This is a genomic window from Agrobacterium sp. (assembly GCF_059499945.1).
Genome location: NZ_JCABZP010000010.1, coordinates 225776 through 247934, shown reverse-complemented (window position 1 = coordinate 247934; position 22159 = coordinate 225776). Strand labels below are relative to the sequence as shown.

Sequence of the window (22159 nt, the reverse complement as noted above, 5' to 3'; positions counted from 1 at the left end):
ACCGAAAATCCTTTTGCTACATGCACCCCCGTCGGCGCAAGTCGACGCCTACCACGATGCGGTCGTGGCGGAATTGGTAGACGCGCAGCGTTGAGGTCGCTGTGGGGCAACCCGTGGAAGTTCGAGTCTTCTCGACCGCACCAAAAAAACCCGCTTCGGCGGGTTTTTTCTTTTTTAGCCAGTCGTTTAGCTAGCTCTCCGTTTTCTGCCCCGGGTTCGTTGGGCCGTATTGGAAGTCACCCGGGCTGCGTCGATGTGATTTGCGCCACTGCCCGGGCTTTATAATTTCGGTTCGGAAATTCCCGACTTGCTGCTACTTCAGCATAGTCGTCGCGATTTAGCGTCGAATGATATTTGAGGCCGTACCGTTTTCCTGATGGTTGCCATCTCCGACGCGATAAGGGTCCCCGTCCATGACCTGGTCCATCCGCCATCCGCTTCCGCGATATGGACTTTCCCATGTCTGGCACCCAGCGAGAACGACAGTTACCATCAGTAGTCCGAAAGTGAGAGCGGTTCGCAGCATATTGGCCTCCTTTGAAATTTCATCACAGCGCTATGTAGGAACAGGTTGGTGGCTTTGCGATATCTCTTAGGAACTTATCGCTCCTTTGAGCCCTTACTCCGATCAGGCCGTCATGAAATTTCGGTGGATATCAATGCACGCTCTGGTGGACGGCAGCTTCTCCCTAAAAAACGAGGGGTGGAATATTAGAGGTCTGATGTTAGCTTTTGTCAGGAAAAATGTCTGGGGGTTTTCGTGCTGGGGGACAAAACGGATTCAGACAATGCGCTCGGCTATTACATGTGGAGCATTTCCGACAACAGGCTGATCATGGATGCTGTCACCGCGGAATGTCATGGGTTTCCCGAACCAGTTGCGTCGCGCGGGGTGACGATTGAGGAGATTCTCGAAAGAATCGATGTCGAAATGCGCGATCAGGTGGCGCAGGCCATTTTTGAGAGCATCACCACCGGCGTGTTTTTCGATCAGCGCTACAAGGTCAATCTGCCGGATGGTTCAAGCCGGTGGATCGTGGCGAAGGGCAGGGCGATTTTTGATGCCGACAATACGCCGTTTCTCGGCATTGGCAGCGTCCGGGATATTACACTGAAAAAAGCCTATCAGTTCGAGCCTCGCCAATAGCGATCAGGCAGGTGAAAAACGCGCATAAAAAGAGGCGGCTTTCGCCGCCTTTTTCGTCTGCACTACGCCGGGACATCAGAAGACGGCGAGATATTTCAGCAGCGAAATAATGCCGATGATGATGACGATCACTTGAGCGATCTGTTTCGCACCGCCGCCGACCGGCAGTCGTGCGATAAGCCACAAGACAAGCACAATCACCAGGAAGGTGATCAGAATGCTGACGAGCGTAGATGTAACCATATGTCCCAGCTCCCTTTTTAATCAATATTCGACGGTCGTTCACCGTTGCGTGAGTAAAAGCGCGAGGTTAATTTTGGTTCCATCGGTGTAATCGCGGTGTGAGGTCGGGTGTGAATCAGTTCAGGGTTAAAAAGCGGCCGACAGGGGCTGTCGTTACACTTGGCCGCCTTGGGCATCCCGACGTCGTCACGGCCACCGGAGGCGCCCTGACGGTGGTGACGGGGGCCTCAGAGCCGGGTTTCAATCCGCTCGATCTTCTTTATTCGTCGCTGGCGGCCTGCCTGGCGCTTAGCGCCCGGATTGCGGCGAGCCGCATGGCTGTGCTCGACCGGTTCGAAAAGGTCACGGTGCATGTGTCGGGCGAAAAGGCCGATGAGGAGCCATCGCGGATCGTGCGTTTCGATGTCCGGATCGAGATAAAGGGGGATTTCGATGAGGCCACCCGCAGCGGCATCGCCCATATGGCCGAGGATATCTGTACCGTCAGCAACACGCTGAAGGGCGATGCGGAATTTGTGCTGTCGGTTACCGGCTGACCATCAAGTTTTTCGGGATTTTTCCCATTTTTTTACCAGCCGGTCGCGCTTGAGTTTCGAGAGGCGCTTCAGCCAGAAAATACCGTCCAGCTGGTCGATCTCGTGCTGGATACAGATGGCGTGAAACCCCTCGGCGTTCTGCCGGTGTTCGCCGCCGGATATATCCTGAAACCTCACCTCGACTTCGGAAGGCCGCTCAACCTCGTCGGTAAAGCCCGACATGGAGACGCTTCCTTCCATATGCCGCATCGTCTGTGCGGATTGGCTGACGATTTCAGGGTTGACGTAGGTGAGGACAGTTCCCGGCGTCAGCTCCAGAACGAAAACGCGCTGCTTGACGCCGATATGGGCGGCGGTGATGCCGACGCCGGGCGCGGCGCGCATCGTGTCGATCAGGTCGGTGACCAGATCGTGCAGCTGCTCGTCGAAAACCGTGACCGGCGCGCAGATTTCGGACAGACCGGGATGGGGATAGGGCAGGATCGGCCTGATTGCCAAGGAATGCTCCGTTCGTTTCAAATCCGGGATGAAGAGGCGGCGGCGAGCGCCTGTCCTTCTTCAGTCGTCTCTAGAAAGCTGCGCTGGGTGCGGGCGTCGCGTTTTATCACCCGTACGAAACGCGGTGACAGGAGAGTGATTTCGCGCAGAATAAGGGCGTGTGCAAGCCCAAGCCGGTTGGCGATGCTGCGGCTGTCGGCGGCGATGTTCAGATAAACCGCCAGAAGGATCGCCGCGCCCGTGGCCGTCAGCGCCTGTGAGGAGCTTTCCTGAACCCGCTCCACCGCCGCCATGAACGCAGCGGCGGATTGCTCCTCTTCCATCAGGAGGCGTTCGGGCGCAGGCGAACGGAGACGAGCACCGATTTCGATGTCGGCGTGAAGCTGCCTTCGCCATAGCTCGACAGCGGCACCAGCACGTTCAGTTCCGGGTAATAACCGCCGACGCTGCCGCGCGGGATATTATAGGGCACCAGTCGGAAATCTTCCGCGATACGCTCCATGCCATCGCCATATTCGCCGATGACATCAACGCGCTGGCGGGAATGGGCGCCGAGCGCTTCCATATCTCCAGGGTTCATGAATATGACGTGGCGTTCGCCATAGACGCCGCGATAGCGGTCATCCATGCCGTAGATCGTGGTGTTGTATTGATCGTGGCTGCGGAATGTCTGCAGCACGAAGAGGTTATCACGCATCAGCGCCTGCTGGTGTTCGGTCTGTTCCGGCAAGGGGCCGCTATAGAAGGTGGCCTTTTTTGCCGGCGTGTTCCATTCCCGTTCGGCCGCCGCATTGCGCAGATGAAAACCGCGGGGCACACGGACGCGTTCGTTGAAATTGTCGAAACCGGGAATGACCCGCTCGATCATGTCGCGGATGAGATCGTAATCATCGGCAAGCGCCTTCCAGTCGAGATGCGCATTGCCAAGCGTTGCTTCGGCGATGCCGGCAACGATGGCGACTTCCGAACGCAGCTCCTCCGAGGCCGGCGGATTGATGCCGCCGGAACCGTGCACCATGCTCATGGAATCTTCCACCGTAACGATCTGCGAGCGGCCGGCCGAATTGCGGTCGATTTCCGTTCGGCCGAGGCAGGGCAATACGAAGGAGGTTTCGCCCGGCACCAGATGCGAATGGTTGAGCTTGGTGGCGATGTTGACGGTCAGCTTCTGCTTTTCGAAAGCCTTGATAATCAGCGGGCTGTCGGGTGTCGCGCGCATGAAATTGCCGCCAAGCGCGATGAAGGCCTGAGCCTTGCCCTCCAGCATCGCGGCGACGGCTTCCACGGTATTGTGGCCGGGTCTGCGCGGCATAGGGGCGCCGAGTTCCTTCTCCAGCGCGTCGAGAAGCGCCGGCGGTGCTTTTTCGTCGATGCCGACGGTGCGGTCACCCTGCACGTTGGAATGGCCGCGCACCGGGCAAAGGCCAGCGCCGGGACGGCCGACATTGCCGCGCAGCAGCATGAAATTGGCGATTTCTCGAACGATGATGACGGAGTGACGGTGCTGGGTGACGCCCATGGCCCATGTGGTGATGACCGAGCCGGCATTCATGTAGATACGGGCGGCTTCCTCGATCTCCGCGCGGGTGAGGCCGGACTGGTCGAGGATGCTTTCCCAGCTCGTCGCTTCAACGGCGGCGCGATAGGCCTCGAACTCCGCCGCATGTTCGGCGATGAAGTCATAATCGATAATGGTAGGCTCGCCGGCCGCCCTTGCGGCCTCGTCGGCGGCGAAGACCGCCTTGCTCATGCCGCGCACCGCCGCCATGTCTCCGCCCTGCCGGGGCTGGTAATAATTGGTGGCGATGCGGGTGCTGCCACCGGTAATCATCTCCACCTTGTCCTGCGGGTCTGCAAAGCGCTCCAGACCCTTTTCGCGGATGGGGTTGAAGACGGCGATCCGGGCGCCGCGAAGGGCGGCGCGGCGCAGGTCGCCCAGCATGCGGGGATGGTTGGTGCCGGGATTTTGCCCGATGACGAAAATGGCGTCGGTCTGCTCGAAATCCTCAAGCAGCACGGTGCCCTTGCCGACGCCGATCGATTCCTTCAGGCCGACGCCGCTCGCTTCGTGGCACATGTTGGAGCAGTCGGGGAAATTATTGGTGCCGTAGAGCCGGACCATCAACTGATAGAGGAAGGCGGCCTCGTTGGAGGCGCGGCCGGAGGTATAGAACTCCGCCCGGTCCGGGCTGTCGAGACTGTTGAGGATGTCACCGATTTCGGCGAAGGCATCGTCCCAGGAAACGGGCAGATATCTGTCGCTTGCCCGGTCATAACGCATGGGATGGGTCAGGCGGCCCTGTTTTTCCAGATCGTAGTCAGACCAGCTGCGCAGTTCGGAGACGGTGCGGCTGGCGAAGAAATCCGGTGGTACGCGCGCCTCCGTCGCTTCCCATGACACTGCCTTGACGCCGTTTTCGCAGAATTCGAAAGAGGAGCCGTGTTCTGGGTCACCCCAGGCGCAGCCCGGGCAGTCGAAACCATCCGGCTGGTTGGTCTTCAAAAGTGTGCGGGCGCCGGAAATCGGTGCGCCGGATTCCAGAAGGCGTTTGCCGACGCTTTTGAGTGCGCCCCAGCCACCTGCGGCGGAGGATGCCTTGCCTATGAAATCCGTCTTGCTCATGGTTGTGATTCCCGGGATATGTCTTCTCGCGCCCGCCTGCCGGCGCTTGTCGTTTGTCAAAAGCAACTTCAAAAGCGCTGATCCACACCGCCTGTCAATGTCTTAATTGTGCATTGCGGTGAAACCCTTATTTGCCCGTTCGACATTTGAAATGGGAACGGCGTAAAGGGGGTGGACGTTGTCGCAAAGCAAGCCGCAAAGATTGGCTAAACATGCTTATGGCCGCTGGCTGAGACCCTGCCGGCCAATAGGAAGAGGAATGTTGAATGGATTTTGCGCCGCAGTCGGAAAGCTTGTTCATTTGCCGCTATCCGGTTGTTGACAATATACCTTTTAACGCCATTCTGCCTGCGCATCCGTGCACTGCGGCATTTGAATACGAGGGGACGCCAGATGACAGACCGTGACGACGATCCTGTCGCGCCCGAGGACGTGAAGCCGACGGAAGCGCCCTCCGATATTTACGCCGAAGATGGGTCTGTGCGCTCCGACTTTCTGACGATGGTGGGTGCGGCGATCGCTGACCGCGATCTGCTTTTCCTGCGCAAGAATGTGGCGCGGCTGCACGAATCGGAACTCGGCGACCTCCTGGAATCCATCCTGCCTGAACAGCGCCATGCGCTGGTGCGGCTTCTTGGTTCCGATTTCGACATGACGGCGCTGACCGAGGTGGATGAGGGCATCCGTCTCGATATCGTCGACCAGATGTCGAACGAGCAGATCGCCGCCGGTATCGGCGAGCTGGATTCGGACGACGCCGTCTATATTCTCGAGGACCTCGACGACGAAGACCGCGAGGATATTCTCTCGCAACTGCCGTTCACCGAACGCGTGCGGTTGATGCGGGCGCTGGATTATCCGGAAAGTTCGGCCGGCCGCCGCATGCAGACGGAATTCGTGGCCGTGCCGCCGTTCTGGACCGTGGGGCAGACCATCGATTATCTGCGCGAAGAAGAAGAACTGCCGGAATCGTTTTCGCAAATTTTCGTTATCGATCCCACGTTCAAGCTGGTCGGTGCGCTTGATCTCGATCGCGTGCTGCGCGCCAAGCGTCAGGTGAAGATCGAAACGATCATGCACGAGACCAACCACTCCATTCCGGCCGAGATGGACCAGGAAGAGGCCGCGCAGCTTTTTGAGCAATACGACCTTCTCTCCGCAGCCGTAGTCGATGACAACGGCCGGCTGGTGGGCGTGCTGACCATCGATGACGTGGTGGACGTCATTCAGGAAGAGGCCGAAGAGGATCTGTTGCGCCTTGGCGGTGTCGGTGACGAAGAGCTGTCTGATAGCATTGTCAGCACCTCGCGCTCGCGTGTGCCCTGGCTTGCCGTCAATCTCCTTACCGCCTTTCTGTCCGCCTCGGTCATCAGCCTGTTCGATGCGACGATCCAGCAGATTATCGCTCTGGCGATCCTGATGCCGGCGGTGGCCGGTATGGGCGGCAATGCCGGATCGCAGACCATGACGGTGTCGGTGCGGGCGCTCGCCACCAAAAGCCTCGATATTCACAACGCCGCCCGCATCATCAGGCGCGAGGCGGGTGTGGGTATCCTGAACGGCATGCTGTTCGGTTGCGCCATCGGCATTGTCGCCGGTGTCTGGTTTCAGGATATCCATATCGGTGGCATCATCGCCACGGCCATGTGTCTCAACATGCTGGCGGCGGCGCTGGCGGGCATTCTCATTCCGCTGGTGCTCGACAAGTTCGGAGCGGACCCGGCCGTCTCCTCGGCAGTCTTCGTCACGGCGGTGACCGATATTGTCGGCTTTTTCGCCTTTCTGGGGATCGCGACCTGGTGGTACGGTATTTCCGGATAGGGGAAGCGGGCGAAAATTGACTTTTACGTGAAGGTCAAATAATATTATCCGGTTATGAATCGGATAGGCCCTTGGACAAGTATTATAGCATAACCGAACTGACACGCGAATTCGGTGTTTCCACCCGTACCTTGAGATTTTATGAGGACGAGGGGCTTATTCACCCTGAGCGTCGTGGGCGCACCCGGCTTTTCAGGGCTGCGGACCGCCGCCTCATTCAGGAAATCCTGCGCGGCCGCCGTATCGGTTTCACCATCTCCGAAATTCGCGAAATCATTCACGTCTACAAGGAGCCGCCGGGCGAATCGGGCCAACTGGTGCTTCTGATGAAGAAGGTCGATGAAAAGCGCGCCGATCTCAGGCAAAAACGCAAGGACATCGAGGAGACGCTGGCGGAACTCGACAATGTCGAAGAAGCCTGTCTGACGCGGCTTGCCGAAATCGGCGTGGGGACGTGAACCCCGCCCTGTAGCGGTTTGGCTACTCCGTTAACGTAACGTCGAGAATGGCTCTGAAGTCTTTCCACTTTTGCTGCATATGGAACGAGCGGGTTTCGCTCATTTCTTCTCCCCACCGGGGAGAAGGTCGCGGCAGCGGGATAAGGGGCGAGGGTAAAGATAGTTCGGCGAGGGTTCCCCCTCATCCGGCCCTTCGGGCCACCTTCTCCCCGGCGGGGAGAAGAAATGGATCGTAAGCCCTGACGTTTATCCCTATTGCGCCTCAGCCGTACACTGCTGCGCCACTTCGCTGACCTTCGTCTGCTGATCCGCGCTGAGTTTGCCTTCCATCATCATATCGAACAGGTCTTCGGCCTGCAGCTTCTCCAGCGTGCAGCCGCAGAAACGCTGGCATAGTTCCAGCCCGTTTGCCTGCTCGACGCAGCTTTTTTCACAGCTCGATTTGTACAGCTCGACCTGATCGACAGGCGGAGGCGGAGCGATGAGCGACAGGGTGTAAACGAGGCCGATCAGCACCGGCTGGTGGATAAGGTAAAAGGCGAGGCTGTGGCGGCCGGCGCTGGCGATCAGGTTGCGAGGTGAACTCGGGCTTCGAAAGCGATCGAGCCAATCGCGCGGCGTGACGAATTGCGAAACCGCAAGCCCGGCGAGGAAGGGCGCAAGCCAGGGCAGCAGTGGAACATAATCGTTCGAGCGGGGCGGCATGGTGGAAAAACCGATCCAGGCCAGCCATTTTGCGTTGAACAGTTCGGATTGCAGATATTGCGGCAGGATGAAAGCGATCACCGCAAAAAGCAGCGTCACGACTGCAGGGGCTCGCAGGAACAGCAGCCCCACGAGGCTTGCGGCGGCGATATTGTGCAATATACCGAAGAAGATGAAACTGTCCGGAAAGGCAAAATAGGTCGCGACGGTAATGAGCAGCGCCGAACCGGCCACCATCGCAAAACGTTTGCCGAAAGACGGCCAGTTCACGCCCTTGCCATGGGCGAGAAACAGGCTGAAACCGGCCAGGAACAGGAACGAGCTGGCGATGCCGCGCGCATAGAGTTTCCACAGGCCTGTCGTCGCCGTGCCGGGTTCGAGATAGCCGAAATATTCCAGGTTCCATGTGAAGTGATAGGACGCCATGGCGATGAGGGCCAGCCCGCGCAGGGTGTCGAGACCGCCGATGCGGCCCTTGCGGCGGTTTTCGTTTGCGGCTGCGTCTGTGTCCATGTTTCCCGCTTTTTTCAGCTTTCGAGGGAGCTAACATTCACTTGGATTCGCTCGAAATGACCCGAGGGCTTGGCCCTTGAAGTGCGGCTATTTCAAGGCTGGTTTTCTTCCATGATCGCGCGCCGGGCCTCGGAAAAGAACTGGCGGCGCAACAGCGCCACGATGATGATGACCGTACTGGCAATGAAGACATAGGGGCTGATGAACCAGCCGAGATAACCGATGGACAGAAAGATCGTCCGCAGGCCGTCATTGAAGTTCTTAGCAGCGATGATGTTCATCTTTATGACGTTTTCGGCCGCCCGCTCCGCTGCCTCGCGATCCGCGTTGACATCGTGGACCATGGGGATGGCGCCGAAAAGGATTGTGCAATAGTTGAACAGGCGGTAGGACCAGCCGAATTTGAAGAAGGAGTAACCGAAAAGACAGGTGAGCCCTATGACCTTCAGTTCGAAGGCCGTGCGCCCGGCATAATGCACGAAAGGCATGTCGCGAAACACCGATTCGACCTGTTCGGTCGCGCCCAGAAGAGCGAAACATCCACCGATGGCGAAGATGGAGGTGGAGGCGAAAAAGGCGGTGCCGTTCTGCAGGCCGGCCATGATCTGCGTGTCGATCATCTTCAGGTCGCGCTTCAGCGAATTCATAATCCAGTGGCGACGGCGCTCGGCCATGGCCTGATTGAGGCTGGCTCTCGAAAACAGCCTCGTTCCCGTCGTTACATGGGTATAGATGGCCCATAGCAGGATGAAAACGACGATCGAGATATAGTCCATGACGGTCATCACGGGCAGGCCACCTTACTGTTTGCGAATCTTCGAAAGCATATTGATTTGAAGGCCATGGCAAGGCAATGGCGGTGACTGCCGTCACTCGATATTCTCCTTCGGCGTTGCGGTTTCATCATTCGGTTTTTCGCTAACTTTCCGGTAACCAAGTCGCTTTATCAATCCACTTGCGGACGACAGGTCTGCCGGTTCCGGGTAAGGTTTTGCGTACCGGTTCCGCGTAAATCCCGGCACGGTCACCCGCCGATTGACAGGATGGCATTTCGCACCTAGCCTTTCATCAGGACCGGTGTTTCCGGTATCCGGGGTAATCAGGGCTTTCCATGTCCCGCATCCTGCGGGCAGGTCTTGTTTCTCCGGTCCGGTATCAGCGGCAGTCCGGCATGAACAACCGGGGGACGCCTTTTTCTACGAATCGTTCCCTTCATGACCGCCTGTCCCTGGCTTGCGTCACCGCAAAGATGCCGGTCCGATTCATTCTTTTCCTTCAGGTTTCCCATGACAGATAAAAACCGCTCCGTTTTCATTCTTGGCGGCGCGCGCTCCGGCAAATCGCGTTTTGCCGAGGAACTTGCGGGAAAATCCGGCGGACGCCTGCATTACCTCGCCACCGGGCGAGCATGGGATGACGAGATGCGCGACCGCATCAGCCATCATCAGGAGCGGCGCGGCGGGGAATGGACCACCCATGAAGCGCCGGTCGATATCGCCGCCGTTCTGCAGCGGCTCGACGACGCGGGAAATGTCATTCTCATCGACTGCCTCACCCTGTGGCTCACCAATCTGATGATGGAGAATGCCGATATCGAGGCTGCCTTCACCGCAGTTGAGGCGGCGATCATATCGTCGCAGGCGACGCTGATATTCGTCTCCAATGAAGTGGGTCTCGGCATCGTGCCTGAAAATCGCATGGCGCGTGAATTCCGCGATCACGCCGGCCGCCTGCATCAGCGAATCGCGGCAATTGCCGGCGAGGTCTATTTTGTCGCCGCCGGGCTGCCCCTGAAGATGAAGGGCTGAGACGACACCCTGGTCGATATCGCCCTGCGTTTTTTGCTTTTACGCAAATTCCTCTCGTAGAGCCGCGCCCTGTTTTGCCGGGGCTGCGACAGCTTTGCATTCTTGATCTGGATCAAGGTGGGCTTTCCCGCGCGGTGGCAATGCTCCAACCGACGCAAAGGCGCGTTCCCGCTCTCCCAGGCGCGTGCCGTGCCTTTCGTCGGTCGGCTTGCACGTTGGGGGAAACCAACAATGAATTACACGTTAGAAACCGCGATCGTGGCCCTCGGGGCCTTTCTCGCGTTGCTCGGGGCAGCCTTTGCCCATGACAGTCTTTTCGCTGCCCATATGTGGGTGCTGTTCTTTACACTTCTGGTCAGCACGGTGCTTCTGCTGCGCCGTGTCTCCTTTGCGCCTGTCGATCAGGCGGCGCGTGCGCGCCTCAAGTCGGAATATTTCGATGAGGTGGTGAAATACGGCGTCATCGCCACCGTGTTCTGGGGTGTCGTCGGTTTTCTGGTGGGTGTCGTGGTGGCGCTGCAACTCGCCTTTCCCGATCTCAACATCGCGCCCTATTTCAATTTCGGCCGCATGCGGCCGCTGCACACATCAGCGGTGATCTTCGCTTTCGGGGGAAATGCGCTGATTGCCACGTCTTTCTACGTGGTGCAGAGAACCTGTCGCGCGCGCCTCTTCGGCGGCAATCTCGGCTGGTTCGTGTTCTGGGGATATAATCTCTTCATCGTCATGGCCGCCACCGGCTACCTGCTCGGTATTACCCAGGGTCGCGAATATGCGGAGCCGGAATGGTATGTCGATATCTGGCTGACCATCGTCTGGGTTGCCTATCTCGTCGCCTTCCTTGGCACGATCTTCATGCGCAAGGAGCCGCATATCTATGTGGCGAACTGGTTCTACCTGGGATTCATCGTAACGATTGCCATGCTGCATATCGTCAATAATCTCGCCATTCCGGTCTCGTTCCTTGGCGTCAAGAGCTACTCGGCCTTTTCGGGCGTGCAGGATGCGCTGACGCAATGGTGGTATGGCCACAATGCCGTCGGCTTCTTCCTCACCGCCGGCTTCCTCGGCATGATGTATTATTTCATTCCGAAGCAGGTGAACCGTCCGGTCTATTCCTACCGCCTGTCGATCATTCACTTCTGGGCGCTGATCTTCATGTATATCTGGGCCGGCCCCCACCATCTGCATTATACCGCGCTGCCGGACTGGGCGCAGACGCTCGGCATGGTGTTCTCGGTCATGCTGTGGATGCCCTCGTGGGGCGGCATGATCAACGGTCTGATGACGCTTTCGGGCGCATGGGACAAGATCCGCACGGACCCTGTCGTGCGCATGATGGTGATGGCCGTTGCCTTCTACGGCATGGCGACCTTCGAAGGTCCGATGATGTCGATCAAGGCCGTCAATTCGCTCAGCCACTATACCGACTGGACCATTGGCCACGTGCATTCCGGCGCACTCGGCTGGAACGGCATGATCACCTTCGGCGCGATCTATTACCTGACGCCGAAACTATGGGGCAGGGAGCGTCTCTACAGCCTGCAGCTGGTCAACTGGCACTTCTGGCTCGCCACGCTCGGCATCGTCGTCTACGCCGCCGTCATGTGGGTGGCCGGCATCCAGCAGGCGCTGATGTGGCGCGAATATGATAGCCAGGGCTTCCTCGTCTATTCCTTCGCGGAATCGGTCGCAGCGCTGTTCCCCTATTACGTGATGCGTGCATTGGGCGGCCTGATGTTCCTCAGCGGCGCGCTGATCATGGCCTACAACGTCACGATGACCATCCTCGGTCATCAACGCGACGAAGGCGTCCGCAAGGATGCCGAAGTTTCGGCGCAGCCCGCCGAAACCCGTTCGCTGCAGCCTGCTGAATAAGGAGAGGCCGATGTCCATACTCGACAAACACGGCGTCATCGAACGCAACGCCACGCTGCTTCTGGTCGGCTCCCTGCTGGTCGTCTCGATCGGCGGCATCGTGGAAATCGCACCGCTCTTCTATCTCGAAAACACCATCGAGAAGGTGGAGGGCATGCGGCCCTACACGCCGCTGGAGCTGGCCGGGCGCAACATCTACATCCGCGAGGGATGTTATGTCTGCCACAGCCAGATGATCCGTCCGTTCCGCGACGAGGTGGAGCGTTACGGGCACTATAGCCTGGCGGCGGAATCCATGTATGACCATCCGTTCCAGTGGGGTTCCAAGCGCACGGGGCCGGACCTCGCGCGCGTCGGTGACCGCTATTCGAACGAATGGCACGTGCAGCATCTGGCCGATCCGCGCTCGGTGGTGCCGGAATCGATCATGCCGTCCTATGCGTTCCTCAAGACCACGCCGCTGAAGATCACCGACGTCTCCATGGAGCTGAAGGCCAACCGCGCCGTTGGTGTGCCCTATAGCGACGAGATGATCGAGAAATCCGCGGCCGATCTTGCCGCCCAGGCCGACCCGAATGCGGATTCGTCGGAACTCCTGGCGCGGTATCCCAAGGCGAAGGTGGGCGATTTCGATGGCGACCCGACCAAGCTTACCGAAATGGATGCGCTGGTCGCCTATCTGCAGATGCTCGGCACGCTGGTCGATTTTTCGACCTATGACGATGCCGCCGGATACCGGTGAGGAGGTGTAAGCCATGGAAACCTACACGGCCATGCGCCACTTCGCCGACAGCTGGGGCCTGCTTGCCATGACCCTGTTCTTCGCCGGCGTCGTCGTTTTCACCCTTCGCCCCGGCTCGAAGAAGGCCGCGGACGATGCCGCCAGCATTCCGCTCAAGGAGGACTAGGATATGTCCGAAAAACACATTGATGACATCAGCGGCGTCGAAACCACCGGCCATGAATGGGACGGTATCCGTGAGCTGAACAATCCCATGCCGCGCTGGTGGGTCTGGACCTTCTACTTCACGATCCTCTGGGCCATCGGCTATACCATCGCCTATCCGGCATGGCCGCTGATCAACGGGGCGACGCAAGGGCTGCTCGGTTGGAGCAGCCGTGGTGAGATCGCCGCCGAAATCGCCGATGCAAAACAGTCGCAGAGCGTTTTTGTCGACAAGATCGCCAAGTCGTCGCTTGCCGATATTCAGGCCGATCCGACCCTGATGCAATTTGCCCTTTCCGGCGGTGCGGCCGCTTTCAAGGTCAATTGCATTCAGTGTCACGGTTCTGGTGCGGAAGGCGGGCAGGGTTATCCCAACCTCAATGATGACGACTGGATGTGGGGCGGCAGCGTTGACGACATCTACACGACGGTGAAGCACGGCATCCGTTTTGCAGATGATGCTGACACGCGCGCGTCGGAAATGCCGGCCTTCGGCGATATTCTCAAGTCGGACGAAATCCGCGAGGTTGCGGCTTACGTCGTCAGCCTGACGGGAAAGCCCGCCAACCCGGCGCTGGTGGAACCCGGCAAGCAGGTCTTTGCCGACAATTGCGCTTCGTGCCACGGCGAGGATGCCAAGGGTAACCGCGAGTTCGGTGCACCGAACCTCGCCGATGCGATCTGGCTGAAGGCGCATGGAGAAGAGGGCATCGTCGCGCAGATCCGTTCGCCCAAGCATGGCGTCATGCCCGCCTGGGGTGAGCGCCTTGGCGATACGACGGTCAAGCAGTTGGCGATCTTCGTGCATTCGCTTGGTGGGGGCGAGTGAAGCAAGCGGAATGTAAAGAAGGGGCGCCGGGGAGGCGCCCTTTTTTATTGTTTAGATCAGGCGTTTTCCGCCCGTCCATCCGGATATTCGGCTGGTCCCTTCAACTCGATCTTGTTGCCGAAGGGATCACGGAAATAGAACGAATGTCCCATTCCTCTCGCGCCGCCGTGAAAGGCTTCCTGTTCTATCGTGACGTTAAATTTCGCCAGATGTGCGCGAAGTGCATCATGGTTCAGAGGACCGGTCGCTATGCAGATGTGATCGACATTACGTCCTCCGGCGACGGGCGGAGCAGCCTTTGTGCCACCGGGATGCGTGACATCCCACAGCACGATCAAGGCATTTCCGCACCAGACTTGTTCCATCCCGAGAGCAGGGTAAGAGTAACCATCCCTACACCCCAGCACGTTCCGGTAAAAATCGAGCGCCCGCATCATGTCGTCGACGATGAAGACGATATGATCGATACCGACCAACGAAAAAGGCGGCGTTGTCAAAGTCATGACGGGCTCCTGCCAATCAGTTTTTCGACCAGACTGCTAGTTCGTATCCATCCGGATCGGTGAAATGAAAACGGCGTCCGCCGGGAAACTCGAAAAGCGCGACGCTGATCTGGCCGCCGGCGGCCTCGACGCGGCGCTGGGCATCCTCGATATCGGCGGCGTAGAGAATCACGAGCGGCCCGCCTTTGGCCGAGACGGGTGCCGTGGTGGTAAAACCGCCGGTCAGCCGGCCGTCGGAAAACTCGCAATATTGCGGACCGTAATCCTTGAAGGACCAGCCGAAGGCGCCGCCGTAAAATTCCTTGCTGCGCTCGATATCGGTGACGTTGAATTCGACATAGTCGATCCGCCGGTCGTTTGTATTCGTGGTCATCGTTCCTCCATCAGTCCTTTTCGAGCAGCACCTTCAGCGTTTCGAGATCGGCCGTGATCGCTCTTGCATCCTGCTCGAAATCCTCGTCCGTCATGTCCTGAAGGCGAAGGAGGGTGAAACTCACCTCCGTACCGCTGCCGTTCGGCGTCACCCGTAGCGCGTTATAAACCTTGATGCCATCCGGCAATGTCACGACATGGTCGATGACGCCGAATTCGTTTGCGGGCGCAAAATTGACGCGCACCTCGCCAAGCGGTCCGCCCTCGGCGATCCAGTCCTCGCCATCGGATTTGAGGCCGCCCGCAAGGCCTGCGGCCCAGCTGGGCATGTTCTGCGGGTCGGAGGCGAAGTCGTAGACCTGGGCCCAGGGTTTTTCGATCGACAGATGAATGATTCTCGACTGCATGACAGGCATTTCATCCTCCCTTGGCGGCGCGTTCCCATACTGCGCCACTTTGTCGTCACTTGATGTAAGTCAAGGATGTTTCACCGGGGAGATGGGAGAAAGCAAGGAGATAAAAACGGACATCTTACCATGAACATCTATCGCGCCGGACAGGACAGCCCGCAACAGCCCGTCGAAAGGCTGGAGGCGGAAGCCGTCAATTCCGCAAAAACGCGCAAACCGCTCTACGAAGCCCGCAAGAAGATTTTTCCCAAGCGCGCGGAAGGTCGGTTCCGGCGGTTCAAATGGCTGGTGATGCTCGTCACCCTCGGCATCTATTATCTGACGCCGTTCCTGCGCTGGGACAGGGGGCCTTATGCACCCGATCAGGCAGTGCTGATCGATATCGCCAACCGGCGCTTTTATTTCTTCTTCATCGAAATCTGGCCGCAGGAGTTCTTTTTCGTTGCGGGATTGCTGGTCATGGCGGGGCTGGGGCTGTTTCTCGTCACCTCAGCCGTGGGGCGCGCATGGTGCGGTTATACCTGTCCACAGACCGTCTGGGTCGATCTGTTTCTGGTGGTTGAACGGGCGATAGAGGGTGACAGGAACGCCCGCATGAAACTGGACGCCGCGCCCCTTACATTCGGCAAATTGCGCAAGCGCGTGCTGAAACATGCGATCTGGCTGGTGATTGGCGTTCTGACCGGCGGCGCCTGGATTTTCTATTTCGCCGATGCGCCGACGCTGGCGATGCAGTTCATGACGGGACAGGCGCCGATGATCGCCTATTCGACCGTCGCCACGCTTACCGCCACCACCTATGTTTTCGGCGGGCTGATGCGGGAGCAGGTCTGTACCTACATGTGTCCCTGGCCACGCATCCAGGCGGCGATGCTGGATGAGAATTCGCTTGTTGTCACCTATAATGACTGGCGCGGCGAACCGCGCTCGCGGCACGCCAAAAAAGCCGCTGCGGCGGGCGAGAGCATCGGCGATTGCGTCGATTGCAACGCCTGTGTCGCCGTCTGTCCCATGGGCATCGACATCAGGGACGGGCAACAGCTGGAATGCATCACCTGCGCGCTCTGCATCGACGCCTGCGACGGGGTGATGGACAAGATCGGCAAACCGCGCGGGCTGATCGCCTATGCGACGCTTGCGGAATACCAGTCCAACATGGCGCTGGCGACCGGCAACGGTGCGCACGCCATCCGGCCTGCCAATGTGCGCGAGGAGGATGGCAGCTTCAGGAAGAGCATCCGCCACTTCAACTGGCGCATCGTCTTCCGGCCGCGCACGCTGCTTTATACGGCCATCTGGTCGGCGGTCGGCATCGGCATGCTGTTTGCGCTGGTGACGCGCGAGCGGCTGGCGCTCAACGTCCTGCACGACCGCAATCCGCAATATGTGCTGGAATCGAACGGTTCGATCCGCAACGGCTATACCGTGCGCATTCTCAACATGGTGCCGCAGCCGCGCATGATGAGCCTCACCATCGAGGGCATCCCGAATGCGGTGATGAAGATAAACGGCATGCCGGATACGGTCTCGCGCACTTTCAACGTTACGGTCGAACCGGATGAGGCGACGACGCTGAAGGTCTTTGTCACCCTGCCTGGCAAGGATGTCGCGCGAACGGCTGAAAATTTCGAATTCATCGTCAGCGATACGGGCGGCCATGAGACGGCCCGTTACGATGCTGTCTTCAACGCTCCGGGAGTGAAAAAATGACCGTGAACAATCGCCAGACATCCGGCTTCACTTTTACCGGCTGGCACATGCTCGGCGTCATGCTGCTGTTCTTCGGCACCATCATCACGGTCAACATGATCATGGCCTGGAATGCGGTGAACAGCTGGAGCGGGCTTGTCGTGCCCAATACCTATGTCGCCAGCCAGCAGTTCAACGCCAAGGCGGAAGCCGCCAAGGCACGGGCCGCGACTGGCATCAAGGGCAAGCTCGTGGTGGACGAAAAGACCGTACGCTATGAGGTTTTCCATCCGGATAAGGGGCCCGTCGATACGGATACGGTGACGGCGCATTTCCGCCGGCCGGTCGGTGAAAGCCAGAATTTCGACATGGAGCTCACCCCGCTTTCCACCGGCGTCTTCACCGGTGTGCATGACATGCTGCCCGGCCAGTGGATCGTCGAGGTCACCGCCGTCAAGGATGGCCGGATCATCGTGCATGAGGGGACGCGGATCGCCGTCATCAGGGGGCGCAAATGAGCTGCTGCGCACCGGGAACGGAAGGTTCGCTTCAGCTTGGCGAACCGGTCAATCCACCATCGTCGGAGGAATTGCTGCTGGCGAGCCGCGATCTGGGGCAGGGGCTGCGGCAGACTGATCTCAGCGTGCCGGATGTCTATTGCGGCGCCTGCATCACCACCATCGAAACCGCGCTTAGCCGTCTCCGCCAGGTGGAGCGGGCGCGCGTGAACCTGTCGTCCAAACGCGTCGCAATCGTCTGGAAGGAAGAGGTCGATGGCGTCAGGACCGATCCTTCCGATCTCGCCCGCGCCATTCTTTCGACCGGATATCGCACGCATCTTTTCGCCAGCGGTCAGGATGCTTCCGACGCCTTGCGTTCGCAATTGATCAGGGCGGTGGCGCTGTGCGGTTTTGCCTCCGCCAATATCATGCTCCTTTCCGTCTCCGTCTGGTCAGGCGCGGATGCGGCGACGCGCGACATGTTCCACTGGATTTCGGCGATGATCGCCGCGCCGGCGCTGATCTATGGTGGCCGCTTCTTTTACCAGTCGGCCTGGAATGCGCTGAAACACGGCCGCACCAATATGGATGTGCCGATTGCGCTCGCCATCACGCTCTCCTATGCCGTTTCGCTGTGGGAAACGATCCATCACGGTGAACATGCGTGGTTCGACGCGACCGTGTCGCTGCTGTTCTTCCTGCTGATCGGCCGCACGCTTGACCATATCATGCGCGACAAGGCGCGTTCGGCCATTGCCGGGCTTGCAAGGCTTTCGCCGCGCGGCGCGACCGTGATCGGTGAGGATGGAACGCGGGAATACCGCCAGCTTGCCGATGTCCAACCCGGAATGTCGATAACGATTGCCGCCGGGGACCGTGTGGCGGTGGATGCCGTGGTCGTCTCCGGCAGCAGCGATCTCGACATGTCCATCGTCAACGGCGAAAGCGCACCGCGCCGCGTTACGGCAGGTGACAGCCTGCAGGCCGGTACGCTCAACCTCACCGGTTCGCTGATCGCGCGGGTAACCGCCTCGGCAAAGGAGTCCTTCCTGTCGGAGGTGATCGGGCTTATGGAGGCGGCGGAAGGCGGCCGGGCGCGGTATCGGCGCATCGCTGATCGCGCCGCGAGCTATTATTCGCCCGTCGTGCATCTTCTCGCGCTGGTGACATTTCTTGGCTGGGGCTTTTTCGGCGGCGACTGGAAACAGGCGATGCTGATCGCCATAGCGGTTCTCATCATAACCTGCCCCTGTGCGCTTGGCCTTGCCGTTCCCGTCGTGCAGGTGGTGGCGGCAGGCAGGCTCTTCCGGCACGGCATCATGGTCAAGGAAGGCTCGGCCATGGAGCGGCTGGCCGAAATCGATACCGTGCTGTTCGACAAGACAGGCACCCTGACCGTTGGAAAGCCGAGACTGGTCGAGACAGGTGATGTGAAGCCGGCCACCATGGCGATTGCTGCGGGGCTTGCCGCCCATTCGCGCCATCCCCTCTCGAAAGCCCTGTATGCCGCCTATAACGGCGCCATGACGACCTATGAGGCAGTGCGGGAAATTCCCGGCTCCGGCGTTGAGGCTGAGACGGAAGCCGGAACCTACCGGCTCGGCAATCGCCGTTTCGCCTGCCCGGATGACGACGCGGGCGTCGACAATGGCGATGCGCGGTCGGAAGTCGTGCTGTCCCTTGACGGCCGGCATCTGGCGAGCTTCGGCTTCGAGGACAATCCGCGCGCAGGTGCAGTTGCGGCATTGCGCAGCCTCTCAGTGCGGGGCCTTGCGCAGGAAATCGTCTCGGGTGACCGGGCGGCGGCTGTCAGCGCCATGGCGCAGCGGCTGGGGATCGGCAACTGGAGTGCAGACCTTTCGCCGAGGGACAAGGCGGCGCGCTGCGCTGCGCTCGCCGGCGAGGGTCGCAGGGTGCTGATGGTGGGAGACGGCATCAACGATGCGCCGGCGCTTGCCGCCGCCCATGTTTCCATGGCGCCCGCCACCGCCGCCGATATCGGCCGGCAGGCCGCTGATTTCGTGTTCATGCAGGAGGATCTCGATGCCGTGCCCTTTGCGATCGAGACGTCGCAGCGGGCCGGAAGGCTCATCCGGCAGAACTTCGCTCTCGCCATCGGCTATAATGTCATCGCCGTGCCGATTGCGATTGCCGGTTATGCGACGCCGATGATCGCGGCCATCGCCATGTCGACATCCTCGCTGATCGTCGTCGCCAATGCGTTGCGTCTTGCCGGCACGGCTGAAACCGTGCGTCCTCGGAACAACGTAAAAACAGGATATGCGGGAGAGGGGGCGCAACTGGCATGAACATGCTGATCTATCTCATTCCGGTCGCGCTGTTTCTGGGGGCGCTCGGCCTTTTCGCCTTCCTCTGGTCGGTGCGCTCTGGCCAGTATGAGGATATGGACGGGGCCGCCTGGCGTGCGCTGGATGACGGCGACGACCGACCCCGGCGATCATAGGAGGCGAGGTGGGCCTGTCGTTTAGAGCCGGCTCTGACCTGTCGCAAATATGCAAAGCTGATTTGCGTCATCAAAATTTAATCGTTTCAGTCGCGGCTAGCCTTGCCGTTTGTTCATTACAGTGCCACAACACGACCACCTTAAAGCAAGATGGAGGCACATCCGTGGAACAGGCAGAAATCGGTTTGATCGGTCTCGGCGTCATGGGCTCGAACCTGGCGTTGAACATCGCGGAAAAGGGCAACAAGATTGCCGTATTCAACCGAACCCCTGAAGCGACGAAAAAATTCTACGCTGAAGCCGGGGACTTGCAGGGACAGCTGATCCCCTGCGAAACCATCGAGGAATTCGTCGCCGCCATTCGTCCTCCGCGCCCGATCATCATCATGATCAAGGCTGGTGACCCTGTCGACCAGCAGATGGAAATCCTTAAACCCCATCTTTCTAACGGCGACATCATGATCGATGCGGGCAATGCGAATTTCCGCGATACGATCCGCCGTTTCGACAATCTGAAGGATAGCGGCCTGACCTTTATCGGCATGGGTGTTTCCGGCGGCGAAGAAGGTGCCCGCCATGGACCGTCGATCATGGTTGGCGGGACCGAGGATAGCTGGAAGCGTGTCGAGAAGGTGCTGACCTCCATTTCCGCCAAGTACAACGATGATCCGTGCGTGGCATGGCTCGGCAATGACGGCGCCGGCCATTTCGTCAAGACGATCCATAACGGCATCGAATATGCCGACATGCAGATGATCGCCGAAATCTACGGCATCCTGCGTGACGGCCTTGGCATGAGCGCAGTCGAAATCGCCGACGTGTTCGCCGAATGGAACAAGGGCCGCCTGAACTCCTACCTGATCGAAATCACCGAGAAGGTTCTGCGCGCCGCCGATCCGATCACCGGCAAGCCGATGGTCGATCTGATCCTCGACAAGGCCGGCCAGAAGGGCACCGGCAAGTGGTCGGTCATCGAGGCGCAGAACATGGGCGTCGCCGCAACCGCCATCGAGGCGGCTGTGGCTGCCCGTATTCTCTCCTCGCAGAAGGACGAGCGCGAAGCTGCCGAGAAGATCTTCGGTCTACCGACCGTTGCACCGGCACCCGCTGACAAAAAGGCCTTCATCGCCGATCTCGAAAGCGCGCTTCTGGCCGCCAAGGTCGGCGCCTATGCGCAGGGCTTCGCCATCATGTCGGCCGCATCGAAGGAGTTCAACTGGAACCTGCCGATGCCGACGATCGCCCGCATCTGGCGCGCCGGCTGCATCATCCGCTCGGAATTCCTCGATGAGATCACCTCGGCCTTCACCAAGGACCCGCATGTGGCCAACCTCATCGTGACGCCGGCCTTCTCCGGCATCGTCAAGGATACCGACGCACCGCTGCGCCGTGTTGTTTCCTATGCCGTTCTCTCCGGCCTGCCGGTTTCGGCACTGGCTTCGGCGCTTGGCTATTTCGACGCCTATCGCCGTGGTCGCGGCAGCGCCAACCTCATCCAGGCGCAACGCGACTTCTTTGGCGCACATGGTTTCGAACGCACCGACGGCGTCGACAAGCCGCATGGCCCGTGGGGCAGCGGCGCCGATATCTTCTGATCGGCTGAAACTATAAACGACAAAAGGGTCGGCTTTGAGCCGACCCTTTTTGCTTGGTGGATATGTCGAAACCTCTCCTTCGTCATTCTCGGGCTTGACCAGAGAATCCACAGCCCATTGCGATCAATGGATCCTCGGGTCAAGCCCGGGGATGACGTCGAATTTGGAGCGATATTCGCAAGAATTATCAGGCCCGCATAAGCGGGCCTTTTCCACGGCATCCGATGATTTCACTCAGCGTGCGGCAGAGAGGCCGACGATCAAGCCTGTGACGGCGTTGATGAGCAGGAACTGGTTGTCGACGCGCACCCAGCGCTGGTCACGGCGCGGCTCGGCAAGACGGTAGCGGCGATAGTCGCGGCGGTCGACCGTGTGGCGGCGTTCGCCTGCAGACAGGCGCTGGCCGCGATCCCAGCGGTGCTTCTTGACGATGACCTTTTTCGTGGTGATCTGGCGCTCGACGGTAACGCCACGGTGGCGATCGTCATGACGGCTCTGTGCCTGCGCCATCGGAGCAGCGAGAACGGTGGCAGCCAGAAGAATGGTGATGAACTTTTTCATGAATGTTTCCTCGTGTTTCGATGAGGAGAACTTACGAATAAACGAATGAACGGAAACTGA

General features: G+C 59.4%; 24 protein-coding genes and 1 tRNA gene. 15 read left to right on the top strand and 10 right to left on the bottom strand.

Annotation, left to right across the window (positions count from 1 at the left end):
* The first annotated feature begins 58 nt into the window (after positions 1-58).
* Both AC5I5B_RS07800 and AC5I5B_RS07795 read left to right on the top strand, forming a co-directional pair.
* Positions 59-143: transfer RNA gene (locus tag AC5I5B_RS07800), tRNA-Leu, on the top strand.
* A 617-nt stretch (positions 144-760) separates the two neighbouring features.
* Positions 761-1147 (top strand): PAS domain-containing protein, encoded by a 387-nt coding sequence (locus AC5I5B_RS07795; protein ID WP_020012558.1) that lies wholly within the window; start codon positions 761-763, stop codon positions 1145-1147.
* A gap of 75 nt (positions 1148-1222) precedes the next feature.
* Here AC5I5B_RS07795 and AC5I5B_RS07790 read toward each other — a convergent pair whose 3' ends face one another.
* On the bottom strand, positions 1223-1390 hold the full coding sequence (locus AC5I5B_RS07790; RefSeq protein ID WP_003502827.1) for a Thivi_2564 family membrane protein: 168 nt from the start codon (positions 1388-1390) through the stop codon (positions 1223-1225).
* Between the two features lie 110 nt (positions 1391-1500).
* Here AC5I5B_RS07790 and AC5I5B_RS07785 point away from each other — a divergent pair, with 110 nt between their 5' ends.
* Positions 1501-1926 (top strand): OsmC family protein, encoded by a 426-nt coding sequence (locus tag AC5I5B_RS07785; protein ID WP_003502825.1) that lies wholly within the window; start codon positions 1501-1503, stop codon positions 1924-1926.
* 3 nt (positions 1927-1929) lie between these two features.
* Here the strand turns inward: AC5I5B_RS07785 and AC5I5B_RS07780 are convergent, their stop codons facing one another.
* From AC5I5B_RS07780 to AC5I5B_RS07770, 3 genes are read right to left on the bottom strand one after another with little or no spacing between them, the layout of a single operon-like run.
* A complete protein-coding gene (locus AC5I5B_RS07780) occupies positions 1930-2424 on the bottom strand; it encodes a peptide deformylase (protein WP_087744049.1) in 495 nt (164 codons plus the stop codon).
* A 17-nt stretch (positions 2425-2441) separates the two neighbouring features.
* Entirely contained in the window at positions 2442-2747 is a 306-nt protein-coding gene (locus AC5I5B_RS07775; RefSeq protein WP_111834420.1) for a hypothetical protein, read from the bottom strand.
* Positions 2747-5047, bottom strand: a complete 2301-nt coding sequence (locus AC5I5B_RS07770) for an FdhF/YdeP family oxidoreductase (protein WP_162724163.1) — start codon at positions 5045-5047, stop codon at positions 2747-2749. The genes AC5I5B_RS07775 and AC5I5B_RS07770 overlap by 1 nt, the downstream gene beginning before the upstream one ends.
* A 393-nt stretch (positions 5048-5440) precedes the next feature.
* On the opposite strand from AC5I5B_RS07770, the gene mgtE reads away from it, so the two are divergent.
* Together mgtE and AC5I5B_RS07760 are read left to right on the top strand one after the other, a co-directional pair.
* On the top strand, positions 5441-6868 hold the full coding sequence (gene mgtE / locus AC5I5B_RS07765) for a magnesium transporter (RefSeq protein WP_003502821.1): 1428 nt from the start codon (positions 5441-5443) through the stop codon (positions 6866-6868).
* Between the two features lie 71 nt (positions 6869-6939).
* A complete protein-coding gene (locus tag AC5I5B_RS07760) occupies positions 6940-7326 on the top strand; it encodes a MerR family transcriptional regulator (protein ID WP_003495942.1) in 387 nt (128 codons plus the stop codon).
* A 252-nt stretch (positions 7327-7578) separates the two neighbouring features.
* On the opposite strand, the gene AC5I5B_RS07755 is transcribed toward AC5I5B_RS07760, so the two are convergent.
* Together AC5I5B_RS07755 and AC5I5B_RS07750 are read right to left on the bottom strand one after the other, a co-directional pair.
* The gene (locus AC5I5B_RS07755) at positions 7579-8544 is read right to left on the bottom strand and encodes a heparan-alpha-glucosaminide N-acetyltransferase domain-containing protein (protein WP_111834419.1); all 966 of its coding nucleotides are present in this window, start codon (positions 8542-8544) and stop codon (positions 7579-7581) included.
* Positions 8545-8636: 92 nt separating this feature from the next.
* Positions 8637-9329 (bottom strand): DUF599 domain-containing protein, encoded by a 693-nt coding sequence (locus AC5I5B_RS07750; RefSeq protein WP_003502819.1) that lies wholly within the window; start codon positions 9327-9329, stop codon positions 8637-8639.
* 501 nt (positions 9330-9830) lie between these two features.
* Between AC5I5B_RS07750 and cobU the strand changes: the two genes are divergently transcribed.
* From cobU to ccoP, 5 genes are all read left to right on the top strand, one after another.
* Positions 9831-10352, top strand: coding sequence for a bifunctional adenosylcobinamide kinase/adenosylcobinamide-phosphate guanylyltransferase (cobU, locus tag AC5I5B_RS07745; RefSeq protein ID WP_111834418.1), 522 nt, complete (start codon positions 9831-9833; stop codon positions 10350-10352).
* 231 nt (positions 10353-10583) lie between these two features.
* Positions 10584-12230 carry a cytochrome-c oxidase, cbb3-type subunit I gene (gene ccoN, locus AC5I5B_RS07740; protein ID WP_060725810.1) on the top strand — a complete coding sequence of 549 codons (1647 nt, stop codon included), beginning with the start codon at positions 10584-10586 and terminating at the stop codon, positions 12228-12230.
* A gap of 10 nt (positions 12231-12240) precedes the next feature.
* Positions 12241-12972: a cytochrome-c oxidase, cbb3-type subunit II gene (gene ccoO / locus AC5I5B_RS07735; RefSeq protein WP_031234438.1), complete on the top strand. Its 732-nt coding sequence runs from the start codon at positions 12241-12243 to the stop codon at positions 12970-12972.
* A gap of 13 nt (positions 12973-12985) precedes the next feature.
* Positions 12986-13138: a CcoQ/FixQ family Cbb3-type cytochrome c oxidase assembly chaperone gene (locus AC5I5B_RS07730; protein ID WP_003502810.1), complete on the top strand. Its 153-nt coding sequence runs from the start codon at positions 12986-12988 to the stop codon at positions 13136-13138.
* Positions 13139-13141: 3 nt separating this feature from the next.
* The gene (ccoP, locus tag AC5I5B_RS07725; protein ID WP_003502808.1) at positions 13142-14005 is read left to right on the top strand and encodes a cytochrome-c oxidase, cbb3-type subunit III; all 864 of its coding nucleotides are present in this window, start codon (positions 13142-13144) and stop codon (positions 14003-14005) included.
* A 56-nt stretch (positions 14006-14061) separates the two neighbouring features.
* On the opposite strand, the gene AC5I5B_RS07720 is transcribed toward ccoP, so the two are convergent.
* From AC5I5B_RS07720 to AC5I5B_RS07710, 3 genes are read right to left on the bottom strand one after another with little or no spacing between them, the layout of a single operon-like run.
* Entirely contained in the window at positions 14062-14508 is a 447-nt protein-coding gene (locus AC5I5B_RS07720; protein ID WP_003502805.1) for a VOC family protein, read from the bottom strand.
* 16 nt (positions 14509-14524) lie between these two features.
* Positions 14525-14881 carry a VOC family protein gene (locus AC5I5B_RS07715; protein ID WP_003502804.1) on the bottom strand — a complete coding sequence of 119 codons (357 nt, stop codon included), beginning with the start codon at positions 14879-14881 and terminating at the stop codon, positions 14525-14527.
* 10 nt (positions 14882-14891) lie between these two features.
* Complete coding sequence (locus AC5I5B_RS07710) at positions 14892-15296, bottom strand: SRPBCC family protein (RefSeq protein WP_060725811.1); 405 nt, start codon at positions 15294-15296, stop codon at positions 14892-14894.
* A 120-nt stretch (positions 15297-15416) separates the two neighbouring features.
* Between AC5I5B_RS07710 and ccoG the strand changes: the two genes are divergently transcribed.
* The 5 genes from ccoG (at position 15417) to gnd (ending at position 21538) form a co-directional block, all read left to right on the top strand.
* The gene (gene ccoG, locus AC5I5B_RS07705) at positions 15417-17000 is read left to right on the top strand and encodes a cytochrome c oxidase accessory protein CcoG (RefSeq protein ID WP_111834417.1); all 1584 of its coding nucleotides are present in this window, start codon (positions 15417-15419) and stop codon (positions 16998-17000) included.
* Positions 16997-17497 (top strand): FixH family protein, encoded by a 501-nt coding sequence (locus AC5I5B_RS07700; protein ID WP_111834416.1) that lies wholly within the window; start codon positions 16997-16999, stop codon positions 17495-17497. Before ccoG ends, AC5I5B_RS07700 begins: the two co-directional genes overlap by 4 nt.
* Positions 17494-19788 carry a copper-translocating P-type ATPase gene (locus tag AC5I5B_RS07695; protein ID WP_111797806.1) on the top strand — a complete coding sequence of 765 codons (2295 nt, stop codon included), beginning with the start codon at positions 17494-17496 and terminating at the stop codon, positions 19786-19788. Before AC5I5B_RS07700 ends, AC5I5B_RS07695 begins: the two co-directional genes overlap by 4 nt.
* The gene (gene ccoS / locus AC5I5B_RS07690; RefSeq protein WP_003502794.1) at positions 19785-19943 is read left to right on the top strand and encodes a cbb3-type cytochrome oxidase assembly protein CcoS; all 159 of its coding nucleotides are present in this window, start codon (positions 19785-19787) and stop codon (positions 19941-19943) included. Before AC5I5B_RS07695 ends, ccoS begins: the two co-directional genes overlap by 4 nt.
* A 164-nt stretch (positions 19944-20107) precedes the next feature.
* Positions 20108-21538 (top strand): NADP-dependent phosphogluconate dehydrogenase, encoded by a 1431-nt coding sequence (gene gnd / locus AC5I5B_RS07685; protein WP_003502791.1) that lies wholly within the window; start codon positions 20108-20110, stop codon positions 21536-21538.
* Between the two features lie 234 nt (positions 21539-21772).
* On the opposite strand, the gene AC5I5B_RS07680 is transcribed toward gnd, so the two are convergent.
* Positions 21773-22099, bottom strand: a complete 327-nt coding sequence (locus AC5I5B_RS07680; protein WP_003502789.1) for an RcnB family protein — start codon at positions 22097-22099, stop codon at positions 21773-21775.
* Positions 22100-22159 lie beyond the last annotated feature (60 nt).